The 15,228-nt window shown below is 71.9% G+C and carries 11 protein-coding genes, 2 tRNA genes and 1 pseudogene; 8 read left to right on the top strand and 6 right to left on the bottom strand.

Going from position 1 to position 15,228, the window contains the following annotated elements; all coding sequences use genetic code 11:
- The first annotated feature begins 54 nt into the window (after positions 1 to 54).
- From OG747_RS28295 to OG747_RS28285, 3 genes are all read left to right on the top strand, one after another.
- Positions 55 to 441: a hypothetical protein gene (locus tag OG747_RS28295; RefSeq protein ID WP_405882201.1), complete on the top strand. Its 387-nt coding sequence runs from the start codon at positions 55 to 57 to the stop codon at positions 439 to 441.
- Positions 442 to 767: 326 nt separating this feature from the next.
- Positions 768 to 1,490, top strand: coding sequence for a bifunctional DNA primase/polymerase (locus OG747_RS28290; protein WP_405882200.1), 723 nt, complete (start codon positions 768 to 770; stop codon positions 1,488 to 1,490).
- Positions 1,481 to 1,554: transfer RNA gene (locus tag OG747_RS28285), tRNA-Lys, on the top strand. Before OG747_RS28290 ends, OG747_RS28285 begins: the two co-directional genes overlap by 10 nt.
- A gap of 418 nt (positions 1,555 to 1,972) precedes the next feature.
- On the opposite strand, the gene OG747_RS28280 is transcribed toward OG747_RS28285, so the two are convergent.
- Positions 1,973 to 3,415, bottom strand: a complete 1,443-nt coding sequence (locus OG747_RS28280; protein ID WP_405885712.1) for a M6 family metalloprotease domain-containing protein — start codon at positions 3,413 to 3,415, stop codon at positions 1,973 to 1,975.
- 473 nt (positions 3,416 to 3,888) lie between these two features.
- Here OG747_RS28280 and OG747_RS28275 point away from each other — a divergent pair, with 473 nt between their 5' ends.
- Entirely contained in the window at positions 3,889 to 5,793 is a 1,905-nt protein-coding gene (locus tag OG747_RS28275) for a putative bifunctional diguanylate cyclase/phosphodiesterase (protein ID WP_405882199.1), read from the top strand.
- A 138-nt stretch (positions 5,794 to 5,931) separates the two neighbouring features.
- Here OG747_RS28275 and OG747_RS28270 read toward each other — a convergent pair whose 3' ends face one another.
- Positions 5,932 to 7,029 (bottom strand): LLM class flavin-dependent oxidoreductase, encoded by a 1,098-nt coding sequence (locus tag OG747_RS28270; RefSeq protein ID WP_405882198.1) that lies wholly within the window; start codon positions 7,027 to 7,029, stop codon positions 5,932 to 5,934.
- 298 nt (positions 7,030 to 7,327) lie between these two features.
- On the opposite strand from OG747_RS28270, the gene OG747_RS28265 reads away from it, so the two are divergent.
- The 4 genes and pseudogenes from OG747_RS28265 to OG747_RS28250 all read left to right on the top strand — a co-directional run bounded on the left by OG747_RS28265 (position 7,328) and on the right by OG747_RS28250 (position 9,587).
- A complete protein-coding gene (locus OG747_RS28265; protein WP_405882197.1) occupies positions 7,328 to 8,308 on the top strand; it encodes a D-2-hydroxyacid dehydrogenase in 981 nt (326 codons plus the stop codon).
- Between the two features lie 20 nt (positions 8,309 to 8,328).
- Positions 8,329 to 8,430: pseudogene (locus OG747_RS28260) on the top strand (L-cystine ABC transporter ATP-binding protein YecC); the annotation flags it as partial.
- 216 nt (positions 8,431 to 8,646) lie between these two features.
- Positions 8,647 to 9,405 (top strand): IclR family transcriptional regulator, encoded by a 759-nt coding sequence (locus OG747_RS28255; RefSeq protein WP_405882196.1) that lies wholly within the window; start codon positions 8,647 to 8,649, stop codon positions 9,403 to 9,405.
- A gap of 108 nt (positions 9,406 to 9,513) precedes the next feature.
- Positions 9,514 to 9,587, top strand: a tRNA-Lys gene (locus OG747_RS28250).
- A gap of 33 nt (positions 9,588 to 9,620) precedes the next feature.
- On the opposite strand, the gene OG747_RS28245 is transcribed toward OG747_RS28250, so the two are convergent.
- From OG747_RS28245 to OG747_RS28230, 4 genes are all read right to left on the bottom strand, one after another.
- Positions 9,621 to 12,245, bottom strand: coding sequence for an amino acid adenylation domain-containing protein (locus tag OG747_RS28245; protein ID WP_405882195.1), 2,625 nt, complete (start codon positions 12,243 to 12,245; stop codon positions 9,621 to 9,623).
- A 20-nt stretch (positions 12,246 to 12,265) separates the two neighbouring features.
- Positions 12,266 to 13,105, bottom strand: coding sequence for a mycofactocin-coupled SDR family oxidoreductase (locus OG747_RS28240; RefSeq protein WP_405882194.1), 840 nt, complete (start codon positions 13,103 to 13,105; stop codon positions 12,266 to 12,268).
- Positions 13,102 to 13,815 carry a thioesterase II family protein gene (locus OG747_RS28235; protein ID WP_405882193.1) on the bottom strand — a complete coding sequence of 238 codons (714 nt, stop codon included), beginning with the start codon at positions 13,813 to 13,815 and terminating at the stop codon, positions 13,102 to 13,104. The genes OG747_RS28240 and OG747_RS28235 overlap by 4 nt, the downstream gene beginning before the upstream one ends.
- 117 nt (positions 13,816 to 13,932) lie before the next feature.
- Positions 13,933 to 15,225: a M18 family aminopeptidase gene (locus OG747_RS28230; protein WP_405882192.1), complete on the bottom strand. Its 1,293-nt coding sequence runs from the start codon at positions 15,223 to 15,225 to the stop codon at positions 13,933 to 13,935.
- Between the last annotated feature and the right edge of the window lie 3 nt (positions 15,226 to 15,228).

Genomic DNA, 15,228 nt, shown 5'->3' with positions numbered 1-15,228 from the left:
GACGGTGACCCACCCCCGTAGTGGACCCCCCGAACCGTACGAGGAGGAGAAGACATGGCGGAGCCCACGCCGCGTCGGAACGAACCGCGGCTACGCCCCGCGCCCCTGCTCTTCGAGCCCGCGGAGGCGGCCGGCGACCCGGAGCACTTCTTCGATCTCGAGTCGATCGACGATCCGCAGGCACTGCTGGCGCGCGCCACGGAACTGACGCTCGCGTTTCAGGCGGCGGCCGATCGGGCGCTGGAGTTCCAGGCGATCGCCGCCGCGCAGCTTGCCGATCCTCGCCGTTTCGACCGGCTCACGCCGGCTGCCATCGCCGAGCAGGCCGAGTGGACCGAGGACTACGCGAAGAAGATGGTCGAGTTCGGTCGTGATCTGCTGCGGGGCGGGGCGGACGCGGACGCGGACGGGCACGGGCACGGGGTGGGCGACCACGTCTGAGCCGGGTGGGCCCGGGGCAAGCACCGGGTTCCTCGCCCTCAAAGTCCTCAAACTCCGGACGGGCTGAATGGTGCCGGCCCGCACTGGAAAACGCGCCCCGACAGGAGTGCCCCGTCAGGGGCGCGGGGAACTGCGCGATCAACCCCCACCGGCCCGCGGCCAAGGCACTCCGGGTGGGGGCTCCACCCTGAGCCCCCACCTGGAGCAGGGCCCGGGCGGTGTCTGGCATATGCCGGTGGGGCAAGGTACTCCCTCTCGCCCCCTCCCGTCCCGGTTTTCCGCAACCCTCAGGGGTCGAGTGCTTACCGACGGTAGATCTCATAGGTATGAGCAGCACACGGAACCCGGCAAGCGCCTCCGCCCAGGGCCGGCACGGCCCCGCCGCCCCGTTGCCCGACCAGTTCGACGCGTCCGGCGTCACCACGGACGGGGCCGCCTGGCTCGCCTCGGCAGGAACGTATCCGCGCAGCACCCTCACCCTCTGGAAGGAACGGCCGACCGCCCCGGTCGTACTGCCCTGCGGCACCGCCTTCGACGTCGTCAACGTTCCCGCGATCTTCGGTCGGCGGATGCTCGGCCGGCTGTGGGCGGAGGGGCCGGGATCGGGGCCGGTGGCCGTGTACCGCGGGCGGACGCTGCTGTTCAGCGCGCCGGGCACCGCCCAGAGGCTGCCCTCGCTCCTGGAGTGGGAGGACTGGGGCTCCCCCGGATCGGGGGGATTCGGCGGATCGGACGGACCAGACGGAACAGGGGGATCGGGGGGAACAGGGGGATCAGGAGGAACAGGGCGCGTCGACGCCATTCCTCCGCTGCTCTGCCACGGTCCCGGCGACGCGGTGACCGTCCCCGCACTGAGCCCCGTCGCCCGCCTCGAATCCCGCTGGCTGGTGGCCCCCGACACCCGGCATCCGTGGCTTCCCGGGCCCGAGATCCTGCTCTGGGCGGCGGTCCGCGCGGCCCGCACGGCCGCCTCCGCCGCGGTGCGGATATCGATTTTTCCTCCCGCCGATCAGGATGCTAAGGTCTACGACGTCAGCAGGCGCCGCTAGCTCAGTTGGTTAGAGCAGCTGACTCTTAATCAGCGGGTCCGGGGTTCGAGTCCCTGGCGGCGCACGCTAGCGATGGCGAGGCATGTTCGCGGAAACGCGCGAACGGCCTCGCCATCGTCATTTCTGTCCAGCTTCTGCCCAGCTTCTGCCCACCGTCATTTCTGCCCGGCTTCGCCGCGGCGGGGGTGCCCCTATGACGACGCCGCGCACGACTGAAGTCCTGGCGGATCTTCCGCAGGTCCCGGTGCAGCCCGAATCGAAGTCCTACATGGTCCGAGGTCCTAGGAAGGCGTCAGTCATGCGACTTTCGGTGGATGGTCGTTGGTCCGGTCGTGGGGAAACGTCGGTCGCGGCCGTGGATCGTGTCGGATGAACTGTGGTCGCTCGTCGAGCCGTTGCTGCCCGAGCCGGACCCGGAGGCCGGCGGCCCTCTTGCAGGACCGCGAAGAAGATGACGGGGGCGTGGACGCGACCGCGCATGCTCAGCTGATCGTGATCTTCACCGTCCACGCGCCCGAAGCCGTCCGGCCCTCCACCTCGACGTGGACGTTCTCGCCCGGAACCGTGAAACTCTCCCCGAGCCCGACCGGCGCGTCCGCGAGGGGCGGGTAGACCGAGTCGCCCCAGCAGGACTCGGAGTGCGGGTGGGCGTCGACGACCTCGACCGGGCCGGCGCCGGACTCGGCCTCACTGCGGACGCGGTAGACGAGGACACCCTGCGTACAGGTCGCACCGTCGTTGCCCGTCGAGCCGCGCGCCTCGAAGGCCAGCGCGCTGCCCAGGCCCGTACGGACGACCGCCAGCTTGGTACCGCGGCCGGAGCCGAAGGCCCCCGCGAGCGAGCCGGAGGCCCCCGCGCCCGCCCCGAAAGCCGCTGCCTGGGCCGCTCCCGCCATCGCGCCGGCCGCCGCCGGCACCGGCCCCGCCTCCAACGGCTCCAACGTCAACCGCGTAGTCCCGCGCCCCCGCACACACGCCACCTGACGCGGTTCCAGCCAGCCCAGTTTCCACTTGTGCCAGCCGAACAGGTCGGGCGCGAGGCCGAACTGGCTGCCCATGAGATCCCAGTCGCCGACGTACGTGTCCCAGTCGCCGTTGCCGTCGGAGGGGCGGTGGTAGAGGTCGGGCAGGTCGAAGGCGTGCCCCGTCTCGTGGGCGAGGACGAGGCGGTCCGGCGGATGCTTCTCGAAGACCGTGACGACACGGCGGATGTCCTTGCCGTCGGCCTCGACGGGCGTGTCGAGGTTGACGACCTTCGTCGCGTCGGAGTCGACGCCCGGCGCGTCCGGATCGGCTACGAAGTAGACGACGTCGTAGCGCGAGAAGTCGACCTGCCGGTCGGCCGCGGTGATCGCGTCGCGCAGATAGGCGGCGCGGCGCGCGGCGTTCCAGTCGCGCCGTATGGCGTACGAGGTGGAGGCGTGCGGCATCCGGATCCAGTCGGACTGCGGATGCGGATGGAGCGTGAACTTGCCATAGGAGGCCCGCTCGAAGAACTGACTGGTGGCCGGGAAGTAGTCGGCGGTCAGTTCGGCGGGGGTGGTGTGCGGGCGCGAGTCCGGGAAGGAGAGGAAGACCAGCACCGCGTCGAGGGGGCGAGTGGGGCGCGGATAGGCGGCGTTCCAGGTGTCGAGGCCCTCCGAGTGGTGGGCCTCGGTCCGCTGCAGGGCGCAGGGGGAGAACAGGGGTTCGGCGAGTGCGGGGCCCGTGACCAGGGAGGTCGCGGTCAGCGCCGTCATCGAGGTGACCACGGCCGCGGTACTGCGTAGGCGCGGCGCGCCCGAGCGGACGCGCTCCCGCAGGACGTCACTAGGCGGCCTCCGCGGGACGACCCCACGGGTCAGACCCTGTCGGGCCTCCCGAGCGAGACCCCTCAGGGGACGCTGACGCGGCACGTCGACCTCCGGATGCGGTTTTCGGGATATCGCACCCAGCCTGGTGGAGTTTGGAATACATCGCCCTGTTTGTCTGCACCAGAAGGGTGAGAGATCGCGAGTCACCGAAACCCCGAACGACACCCCGAACACTTACGGAACGTCACGTAGAGTCGAGGGGTGGAGGATCCGGTCCAGATGCAGGCAGAAACGATCTGTCAGAACGGGTGGTTGTTCCGGGACACTGGACAGTGGCTGGAAGGCCTCGAGACCAGCCTCTATGATCGGCACACTTTCCTGCACGGACGCGGCTTGTTCGGCCGTCCAGGACCGGCCGACCACCCCGAAGACCCATACGAAGAACGAGTGCACTGCGGGAGCGAGCGGTGAGCGGAACGTCCGAAGGGCCGGCGCCCGCGGCAGACCCCGTCCGGCCGGCCGTCACAGAGCGTCACACTGACACGTCTCGGCGTACATCACCTCGTACGTCTCACACACCTCGTACGCCTCGTACATCCGCCGAGTTGCCTCCCGGCGCATCCGTCTCCGCCGTTTCCCCTCCCGGCGCATCCGTCTCCGCCGTTTCCCCTCCCGGCGCCCACGCCTCGGCGGAGACGCCACTCGACACACCCGAGTCCTCCCCCGCCCCGGCCCCCGCTCCCGTTCCCGACCCCGCCCTCAACCCGGCTGTCGGGGCGTCGCCCCGTACGTCCCGTGCCGCCTTCGACGCCGCGCCCCTCCCGATGGCCGTCGTCGACCGCGAGGGGCTGGTCGCCGCCGCCAACGAGTCGCTGGGGGCGCTGCTCGGCACCGGATCGGGCGCGCTCGTCGGGCGGATCGCCGCCGATCTGGTGGACCTGGCCTCGGACGCCCGGACTTGGCACGCGTACCTCGAGGTGCTGCGCGGCCGGCAGGCCCGGCTGCGCTGCACGCGCCGCCTCAAACACCCCGACGGGCACTCGCTCTGGGTCCAGGTGGCCGTCGCACCGCTGCCCCCGGAGGAGCGGGCGGTGCTGCTGTCCATCGCGGACATCAGCGCCCGCCGTGAACTCCAGGCGCGGCTGCGGCACTTGCAGATGCACGACCCGGTGACCCGGCTGCCCAACCGCACGCTGTTCTTCGAGCGGCTCTCGTCCGCCCTGGAGACGGAGGCGTACGAGGAGGGCGGCACCGGGCGGATCGGGCTCTGCTATCTGGACCTGGACGGGTTCAAGGCGGTCAACGACACGCTCGGCCACCGGGTGGGCGACCGGCTGCTCGCGGCGGTCGCCGAACGGCTGACGCGCTGCGCCGACGAGGCGGGTCACGCCAGAGGGGCCACTCCCCTGGTGGCCCGGCTGGGCGGCGACGAGTTCGCGCTGCTGGTCGAGGACTCGACGGGAACCGACCAGCTGGCCGACCTCGCCGATTCCGTCCTGAAGTCCCTTCAGGCGCCCTTCGACCTCTCCGGGCAGCGGCTGTCCCTCTCCGCGTCGATCGGGGTCGTCGAGCGGCGCGCCGCCGGGACGACCGCGACCCATCTGATGCAGGCCGCGGACACCACGCTGTACTGGGCGAAGGCGGACGGCAAGGGCCGCTGGACCCTCTTCGACCCGGAGCGCAACGCCCACCGCATGACCCGCCAGGCGCTCTCCTCCACCCTCCGGGCGGCCATCGACCGGAACGAATTCGCCCTGGAGTACCAGCCGCTGGTGGGTATGGAGGACGGCGACGTACGCGGCGTCGAGGCGCTGGTCCGCTGGAACCATCCGCAGTTCGGCACGCTGACGCCGAATCGGTTCATCGGATTGGCCGAGGAAGACGGTTCGATCGTGCAGCTCGGCCGCTGGGTGCTGGCCACGGCCTGCCGTCAGGCCCGCCGTTGGCAGTTGGACCACCCGGACGCGGCGCCGATCTTCGTCAGCGTCAATGTCGCCGTACGGCAGGTGTGGGACTCCGACCTGGTCGCGGACGTGGCGGAGATCCTCGCGGAGACGGGGCTCGCCCCGCATCTGCTGCAGTTGGAACTGACGGAGTCGGCGGTCATGGGTTCGGCGGGTCGCCCTCTCCAGGCCCTGCAGGCCCTCAGCGACATGGGCGTCCGCATCGCCATCGACGACTTCGGCACCGGCTACTCCAACCTCGCCTATCTCAGCCGCCTCCCGGTCTCCGTCCTGAAACTTGACGGTTCGTTCGTCCGCGGCTTCCAGTACGAGGGGCCCGACGGCGATGCCGACGGCGCCCATCCCAACCCCGCCGACGAGGTCATCGTCGAGGCCCTCATCCAACTCGCCCACCGCCTCGGCCTGACGGTCACCGCCGAGTGCGTGGAAACTGCCTCCCAGGCCACCCGCCTGCGCGGCATCGGCTGCGACACCGGGCAGGGCTGGCTGTACTCGCGCCCGGTGGCGCCGGATCGTATCTCCGCACTATTGACGGCGAATCCCTGACAGTGACCGGCTCGCCGGGAGGAGGCGGCCGACGGCGCAGGCAAGCACACAGGCACACAGGCACACAGGCACACAGGCACACAGGCACCGACAAAGGTGCCGCCTCCGCGTCGGGAGGCGGCACCTTCACTCACATGCTCAGGCCTGACCCTTCGGCAGTCCGTACGCGTCCGCGATCAGTTCGTACGAGCGCAGGCGTACGTCGCCGCTGTGGGCGTTGCCCGTGAGCATCAGCTCGTCGGCGCCGGTGCGCTTCTGGAGGTCGTCGAGGCCGGCGCGGACCTCGTCCGCGGTGCCGTGGATGACGTTGGCGTTCCAGGAGTCGACGAACTCCCGCTCCATCGGGCTGAAGTCGTACGCCTCCGCCTCCTCGGGGGTCGGGACGAGACCCGGGCGGCCGGTGCGCAGACGGACCATGTTCAGGGCGGCGGCCAGGACCTGGCGGCGGGCCTCCTTCTCGTCGTCCGTGGCGAGGGCGGAGACACCGATCAGGGCGTAGGGGGCGTCGAGTACGGCGCTCGGCCGGAAGGACTCGCGGTAGAGGTCCAGCGCCGGGACCGTGTTCTGGGCCGAGAAGTGGTGGGCGAAGGCGAACGGGAGGCCGAGGACACCGGCCAGGCGGGCGCTGAAACCGGAGGAGCCCAGCAGCCAGATCGGGGGGCGGTGCGGGGACTGGACGCCGCCGGGGGAGGTCGCCTGGATGGGGCCCGGGACCGCGTGGATGCGGGCGTAGGGGTGGCCGTCCGGGAAGTCGTCGTCGAGGAAGCGGGTCAGCTCCGCGAGCTGCTCGGGGAAGTCGTCGGCGCCTTCGTTGAGGCTGTGGGTGCGGCGCAGGGCCGCGGCGGTCGCTCCGTCCGTGCCGGGGGCTCGGCCCAGGCCCAGGTCCACGCGGCCCGGGGCCAGGGCTTCGAGGGTGCCGAACTGCTCCGCGATCACCAGTGGTGCGTGGTTCGGGAGCATGACGCCGCCCGAGCCCAGGCGGATGCGGTGCGTGTGGGCGGCGAGGTGGGCCAGGATCACCGCGGGGGACGTGGACGCCACGCCCGGCATGGAGTGGTGCTCGGCGACCCAGTAGCGGTGGAAACCGCGGGACTCGGCGAGACGGGAGATCTCGACGCTGGTTCGCAGGGCGTCGGTGGCGGTGCGGCCCGCGCCCACGGTGACCAGGTCCAGTACGGAGAGGGGTACGGGCGCGCTGCCCTGCGCGGTGCCTCGGATCTCGTCCGTGTCATCCACCGGGGTGCCTCCTGTTGCTGACGCGATGCTGTCTTCGGTGTCCTAACAGGAGACAGTCCCCGCTTATTCCCGACCGCCGACGGGGGATTCACGGAGACACGGAGGGGCACGAAGGGGAAACGGACCGTGCTCGCGTTCGTGTTGACGACGGCAGGTTCGGGTGCGAGCGTGGTCAATCCGCGCATCTCAGACGGCTCCGGCCACCCTTACACCCACAGGCCCGTCACGGTTCGTCATGGTCCATCATGGTTCGGTGCGGTTCGTCGCAGTTTGATCCTCTCAGGAAAGCGGACTCGCATTGCGGAACGGTTTCCCACGAACACCACGCCCGGTATCCGGGACCACCCTCCTCGTCCTGGACGCCGAGCCGCTCCCCCGCCTCGGTAAACTCACCGGCCGGGTGCGGATCGAGCACGCCGACGAGTCGACGCTCGCCGACCGGCTGCCGCGCGCGGACGTCCTGCTGGTCTGGGACTTCACCTCGCACGCGGTGCGCCGCGCCTGGCCCGGCGACGGTCCCAGGCCGCGCTGGGTGCACACGGCGAGCGCGGGCGTCGACCATCTGATGTGCCCCGAACTCGCCGCGTCCGACACGGTGGTGACCAACGCGCGCGGCATCTTCGACCGGCCGATCGCCGAGTACGTCGCCGCGCTGGTCCTCGCGATGGCCAAGGACCTGCCGCGGACGTGGGACCTGCAGCGGCAGCGGGAGTGGCGGCACCGGGAGTCGCAGCGGGTGGCGGGCACGCGCGCGTGCGTGGTCGGCTCCGGGCCGATCGGGCGGACGATCGTCAAGACGCTCAAGGCACTTGGCGTCATCACGGCCCTGGTCGGGCGCACCCCGCGCACCGGTATCCACGGCCCCGAGGAGCTCGACCGGCTGATGGCGCGCGCCGACTGGGTGATCTCGGCGGCGCCGCTCACGGAGGCCACGTACGGCATGTTCGACGCGCGGCGCTTCGGGATGATGCAGCCCTCGGCACGCTTCGTCAACGTCGGGCGCGGGCAGCTGGTCGTCGAGGACGCGCTCGCCGAGGCGCTGTCGAAGCGGTGGATCGCGGGCGCGGCCCTCGATGTCTTCCAGGACGAGCCGCTCGGCCCGGACAGCCCGCTGTGGGATGTCCCCGGGCTGATCGTGTCGCCGCACATGAGCGGGGACACGGTCGGCTGGCGGGACGAGCTCGGCGCGCAGTTCGTGGAGATGTACGAGCGCTGGGAGGCGGGCAGACCGCTGCCGAACGTGGTCGACAAGAAGCGCGGGTACGTGCCGGGACACTGAGAATCCCGGCCGGGCTATCGATGTTCGATTCCGGCCATGTCATCGGGTCCGGTCCACCTGAACGGATCTTCACCGATCCGGAGCGCGAACGCACCCGCGAATTTCTCAGCGCGATCCCGTGACTACAAAAAGTGAACGCGACAAGGTCCAAGGTCCGGAGCGCGCGGCATGCCCACCGATTCATGACCTGGGCATATGCCAGAGTGCCGCACTCCTGCTGAGAGAACCGGAGCGCGCCCACAATCTCGTCAACAACCCCTCCCCACCGACCGTTTGACAGTTATCGTGGAGGAGCTCAGCTGTCCGGATCGATGGCCCAAAAAGCGCAGGGGGAAACCGTGGCGCTGATGAACGAGCCGACCGCGCCGTACCACTCGGCCCAGGACGCCCTGCGCGTCCTGGAGATAGTGGCCCGGCACTCCACCGGCGTCACCGACGCCGAGCTCGCCCGCCAGACCCGCCTCGGCGCGGAGCGATTGACCGCGCTGCTGCGGATGCTGCGCCGGGAGGGGTACGTCGAGCAGGTCACCGACGGCGCGTACGTCGCCGGTGCCGCGCTCGGCCGGCTGGGCTCCGCCCACGGCCGCGACCAGGCGCTGCGCGAGAAGCTCCAGCAGACCATCGACCGGCTGCGCGACTCGGTCGGCGCCGCCATCTACATCAGCCGCTACATCGACGGCGAGGTGCACGTCACCCAGTGCGCCGAGGGCCCGGCGACCCCCGCGGTCAACGAATGGGTGGATTTCCGTTCCTCGGCCCATGCCAGCGCCATCGGCAAGAGCCTGCTCGGCCAGCTCGATCTGAACGCCCGCCGCGACCACCTCTTCCGCCACAAGATGGCCCGCCTCACCTCGCGCACCATCACCAACGAGCGGCTGCTGCTGTCCCGGCTCGACGCCCAGCCGCCCACGGTGCCGGTGCTCGACCTCCAGGAGTACGCGATCGGCACGGTCTGCGCGGCGGTCCCCATCACCGCGGGCTCCTCCGTCGGCTGCCTCGCCCTCTCCCTCCCGGTCGAACACGCCCACCGGCTGCGCCGGGCCGCGGACACGCTCAACCGCGGCGCCACCCCCGTACTCCTGTCCCTCGCCCTCTAGCCCGCGCCCACGTGGTCACCAGGTGGTCGCCAGGTGGTCGAAAGCACCCCTGCGGACCAGGTAGTATTTCTTTTGTCGCCGACCGCGAGAGCGGGAGGCGGGAGTCATGCGCCGCTAGCTCAGTTGGTTAGAGCAGCTGACTCTTAATCAGCGGGTCCGGGGTTCGAGTCCCTGGCGGCGCACATGGGAAGGCCCTCCACAGCAGTGGGGGGCCTTCACGCATGCCCCAGCGTCTCGGCCAGGGCACGGACCGTCGGGGTCGTGTAGAGCAGCCGCATCGGGAGCGGGGGCAGACCGCGTTCCCGCAGGGCGGCGCCGAGACGGATGGCGTAGAGGGAGTTCCCCCCGAGCTCGAAGAAGTTGTCGTCGGGCGCTACGGGAACGCCGAGGATCTCCTCCCAGATCTCGGTGAGGGCCGTCACAGGGTCGCCGCCGGGTACGGGCACCGACAGGGGCCGCGCGGCCTCCGGTGCGGGCAGGCGGTCGTGGTCCAGCTTGCCGTTCGGGGTGAGCGGCAGCGCGGGTACGGCGGTGACCGTCGTCGGCAGCATGTGGTCGGGCAGCAGCCGCGCGGCCCGACGCCGTACGTCGCCGGTGTCCCCGTCGGCCACGACGTACGCGTCGATCCGCACCCCCGCCGCGTCCTCGAAGGCATCGCCGCTCAGCACCACGGCCGCCGCCGTGACCAGCGGGTCCTCCAGCAGCACCGCCCGGATCTCGTCCAGCTCGATCCGGAACCCGCGCACCTTCACCTGGCGGTCGATCCGGCCCAGGTGCTCCAGCGAACCGTCGGCCCGCAGCCGCCCCAGGTCACCGCTGCGGTAAGAGCGCCGCCCGCTGTACGGATCGTCCACGAACCGCTCGGCCGTCAGCTCAGGGTCGCCCAGATAGCCGAGGGCGAGCCCGGCCCCGCCCACCCAGATCTCCCCCACCGCGCCCGTCGGCAGCACATGACCCCGCTCGTCGCGCACCGACACCGACCAGCCGGGCAGCGGGCGGCCCACCGAACGGGAGGCGGCCAGGGCCGCGCGCCGGGTGACCGTCGCCGCGGTGACATGGACCGTGGTCTCCGTGATCCCGTACATGTTGACCAGGCGGCAACGGTCCTCCGGGTAGCGGTCGAACCAGCCGAGCAGCGGCCGGGCATCCAGCGCCTCACCGCCCAGCACCACGAGCCGCACCGGCAGCCGCTCCTTCGCGCTCCGGTCCACCGCCCTCAGCTGCCCGAAGGCCGACGGGGTCTGGCTGAGCACGGACACCGACTCCCGTACCAGCAGCGCGTGGAAGTCCTCCGGCGAGCGCGCCACCCAGTGGTCCACGATCACCAGCCGGGCGCCGGTCAGCAGGGCGCCCCAGATCTCCCACACCGAGAAGTCGAAGGCGCTGGAGTGGAAGAGGGTCCAGGTGTCGTCGGCGGTGAGGGCGAAGTCCTCGCGGGTGGCGTCGAGGAGGGCGAGGACATTGGTGTGGGGGACGACGACACCCTTGGGGCGGCCGGTCGAACCGGAGGTGTGGATGACGTAGGCGGGGTCCTGCGGGCTTCCGTCGTGCTGCCCCGCGTCGAGGCGAGTGGCACCCGGGTAGGGCGCGGTGTCGTCCAGGTAGGGCGCGGTGTCCCGGACGACCAGACGTACGTCCGCGTCGCGCGCCGTGCGGTCGAGACGGTCCTCGGGGTGCGCCGGGTCCATCGGCACGTACGCCGCGCCCGCCTTCAGCACCGCGAGCATGGTCGCCACCAGGTCGGCGCCCCGCTCCAGGCGTATCCCGACCCGGTCACCGGGGCGGACCCCGCCGGCCCGCAGCCCGGCGGCCAGCCGCTCGGCACGCTCGCGCAGTGCGCCGTACGTCGTCGTGGTGCCGTCGTGGGTGAGGGCGGGGGCGTCGGGGTGGCGGTCGGCGCGGGCGTCGAAGGCGGTGTCGATACGGGCGGTGTCCATGCGTGCGGTGTCTATGCGTGCGGTGCCGATATGGGCGGCGCCGATGTGGATGGAGTCCATACGGATGGAGTCGTCGGGCCGGGGTTTCCCGGCGGGGTGCGGGAGCAGGCGCTCTGCCTCCTCGCGGGGGATCAGTTCGATCTCCGCGAGGGGGCGGTGGCCCAGCTGACCCCGCACGTGAGTGAGGTGGCGGGCGAAGGCCTGGGCGGAGGCTTCGTCGATGTGCCGGAGCTGGTGGTGCAGCTCGACGGTGGTCCCGCGTGGGACGAGGGTGAGGGGGAAGGGAGCGCTCTGGTGGAGGAGGCCGTGGGTGAAGGCGGGGTCGGGGGGTCCCGCGTCGTCGAGGACAGCGGCGTACGGAGGTAGTTCCCCGGTCGGCTCTCGGTGCTCGTAGCGGGCGAGGACCAGGGCGGCGGCGGCCGGGGAGCCGTGCGAGGGCACGGTGAGGACGCCCGTACGGTCGCCCGCCGTCGCGTCGCCGGTCGCCCAGTCGATGCGGGGTGCCCGTGGGCCTTGCGGGGGCGCGGCGGAGCCGAGCGGCACGCTGAGGCCGTCGGCGGTCCGGGCGCCGCGCAGGACGTGTGCGATGTCCCGCAGCGCGGCCGGAGCGAGGACAGCGTGGTGCGCGACCAGGACCAGATGGGCACCCTGGCCCCCGCCCCCGTCTTCGCCCCCGTCCTCGTACCGCAGCAGGACCGCGCGGAACGCGGGGCCCCACTCGGTGACGGGCCGGCGCAGTTCGGCCCGCAGACGGTGTTCGGCGAACCGCGCGGGCACCAGGTCGTGCCACAACGCGGGCCAACGGTGCGGGAGTTCGGGCCACCAGCCGCGTACGGCCGCGTCGAGGACGGGCCCGGGGTCGGCGGACGCGGGTACGCGCAGGGCGAGGGCGTGACACGTCACGTTCGGTCTCCAACCGTGGGCTAGCGGGCCGAGAAGCCGCCGTCGACCGTGAGGACCGTGCCGGTCACCTGACGGGACTCGTCCGAGGCGAGCCAGAGGGCGGCGGTGGCGACATCGTCCGGTTCGACGAGGGTGTTCATGGGCTGGGCCTGTACGAAGGTCTGCTCGTGCTCGGCGACCGGGACGTCCAGCGCGCGGGCGATCTCGGCGAGCATGCGGCCCTCCACGCGCGGGTCGTCGCGGACCGAACCGGGGCAGACGGCGTTGACGCGGACCCGGCGGGGCGCGTAGTCGAGGGCCACCGCCTTGGTCAGGCCGATCAGACCGTGCTTGGCGGCGACGTACCCGGCGAAGTGGCGGTAGCCGACCAGGCCGGCCGTGGAGGCGATGTTGATGATCGAGCCGGCGCCCCGCGCGGTCATCAGGGCACCCGCCGCGCGCATCGTGCGCCAGGCCCCGGAGAGGTCCACGTCCAGCATCAGCTGCCACTCGTGCTCCTCGATCTCGTGAACGGCCCGGCCGGAGGGCGCGGCGATCCCTGCGTTGTTGACGAGGACGTCGAGCCGTCCGAAGCGGGCCGTCGTCTCCTTCACCGCCGTCTCGACGGCCGCCAGGTCCCGTACGTCGACCCGGGCCGTGCGCGCGGCGGCCCCGGTCTCACGGCACAGCTCCGCCGTGTGCGCCAACTGGCTCTCGGAGCCCAGTGGGTACGGCACGCCCGGGAGGTCCGCCGCGATGTCCACGAGCATCAGATCGGCGCCCTCGCGGGCGAAGGCGACGGCGATCGCCCGGCCGATACCGCGGGCCGCGCCGGTGACGAGGGCGACCTTCCCCGACAGTCGCGGGCCGCCCGGGTTCACAGGGCGTGTCCGGCGCGGAGTTCGACGGCGATCAGGCGGAGGAGGGCGCCCGGGTTCTCCGTCAGGTACATATGGCCGCCGTCCAGCTCCGCCGTGGTGAGTTTGCCGGTGGTGGCGCGGGACCACTCGGCGGCCTCGGCCGCGCTCACCAGCTCGTCGTCGCGGCCGCGCAGAGCGAGGACGGGGGCGGCGAGCGGGCGGTCGGTGGCGGGCCGGTACGTCTCGTGCATCTGTACGTCCGCCCGCAGCAGCGGGAGCAGAAGCTCGCGCATCTCCGGGTGTTCCAGGGCCGGATGCGCATACCCCGCGAAGGTGCGCACCCGGGCCAGGAACTCCGCGTCGGGCAGCCCGCTCGCCCGGTCCGCGCGGCCGGTCCACGGGCCCGGCGCCCCGCTGACGACGAGCGCGTCGAGGCGGACGCCGGGCTCGTCCGCCAGCCGGTGCGCCAGCTCGTAGGCGAGCACCGCGCCGAGGCTGTGCCCGAACACCGCCACCCGCGCGCCCTCCGGCAGCTGCCGGGCGACCTGCGTGTACGCCTCGGCAGCCGCCCGTACCGCGTCCGTGTGCGGCTCCTCGACGAACCGCTCCTCGCGGCCCGGGAGTTGGACGGGCAGGACCCGCAGGCCGGTCGGCCGCTGGTCCTGCCAGGGCTTGAAGAAGGACGCGCCCGCCCCGGCGAAGGGCAGACAGACGAGGTGGGTCTCTTCCACGCTTTTCGTTCTCCCTGTCTTCGTTCCCACGCTCTTCGCTCCCACGGTCTTCGCTCTCACGAGTGAGGTCGGTGCTGCCGCTTGCTCCGCTTACTCCCTTTACGCCGGCTGCTCCGCCTACCCCGTCGTGACGAACTCCGTGAGGACCCGGGCCAGCAGCCCGGGATCCCGCGCCCCGCACAGTTCACGCGCCGAGTGCATCGACAGCCCCGGTACGCCCACATCGATGGTGGCGACACCGAGCCGCGCCGCGGTGATCGGGCCGATGGAGGTCCCGCACGGCATGGAGTTGTGGGAGACGAACGGCTGCCACGGCACCTCGGCGCGCTCACAGGCCGCGGCGAAGGCGGCGATTCCGGTGCCGTCGGTGGCGTACCGCTGGTTGACGTTGACCTTGACGACCGGGCCGCCGTTGGGAAGGGGCTGGTGGCCCGGCTCGTGGCGTTCGGCGTAGTTGGGGTGCACGGCGTGCGACATGTCGGCGGAGACGCAGAGGGCGCCGGCGAGGGCCCGGTTGAAGTCCTCCCCGCTGCCGCCGCGCGCGGCGACGGCCCGGCTCAGCACCCGCTCCAGCAACGGCCCCTGGGCGCCCGACTGGGAGCCGCTGCCGACCTCCTCGTGGTCGAACGCGGCGAGCACGGGGACGTGGGCGGGCGGCCGCACGTCGGTGGCCGCGGCGATCAGCGCGGTGAGGCCCGCGTGCACGGAGACCTGGTTGTCCAGGCGTGACGAGACGAGGAACTCCTCGTCCGCGCCGAGGTATCCGGGCGGCTGGATGTCGTGCAGCATCAGGTCCCAGCCGAGGATCTCCGAGACATCGGCGGCTGCCTCGGCGGCGACCCGGCCCAGCAGGGCGCCGGGCCGGGGCTCACCGAGCCCCCACAGCGGGGTCATGTGCCGCTGCGGGTCGAGCGCGACGCCTTCGTTGACGGCGCGGTCGAGGTGGATGGCGAGCTGCGGCACGCGCAGCAGCGGCCGGTCGATGCGGACGAGACGGGTGGACCCGTCCCGCATCGTCAGCCGTCCCGAGATGCCGAGGTCACGGTCGAGCCAGGTGTTGTGCGGGACGCCGCCGTAGATCTCCACGGCGATCTGCCGCCAGCCCGCGGAGCCGGTGTCGGGCTCGGGCTTGATCCGCAGGTTCGGGGAGTCGGTGTGGGCGCCGACGATCCGGAACGGGGTACTGGCCGGGGCGCCCTCGGGGACGTACCAGGCGAGCAGCGCGCCACCGCGGACGACGTACCGGCCGCCCTCGGCGCCGGCCGTCCAGTCGTCCGTCTCCCGCAGTTCCTGGAAGCCTGCCTTCTCCAGGCGCTGGGCCGTGTTGGCGACCACGTGGTACGGCGAGGGGCTGGTCCGGACGAAGGACAGCAGATCGTCGCTGTGACCGCGGTCAGGTGTGGGGGGCATGGG

Source organism: Streptomyces sp. NBC_01384, assembly GCF_045040035.1.
In the GTDB taxonomy this organism is placed as follows: Bacteria; Actinomycetota; Actinomycetes; order Streptomycetales; family Streptomycetaceae; genus Streptomyces.
Note: the sequence above shows the minus strand (reverse complement) of the source record. Positions and strands in the feature narration are given on the sequence as shown.

Excerpts from the sequence above, each read along its gene's own strand:
- OG747_RS28295 (WP_405882201.1), top strand. The coding sequence starts at position 55 with ATGGCGGAGCCCACGCCGCGTCGGAACGAACCGCGGCTACGCCCCGCG.
- OG747_RS28290 (WP_405882200.1), top strand. The coding sequence starts at position 768 with ATGAGCAGCACACGGAACCCGGCAAGCGCCTCCGCCCAGGGCCGGCAC.
- OG747_RS28230 (WP_405882192.1), bottom strand. The coding sequence starts at position 15,225 with ATGCCCCCCACACCTGACCGCGGTCACAGCGACGATCTGCTGTCCTTC.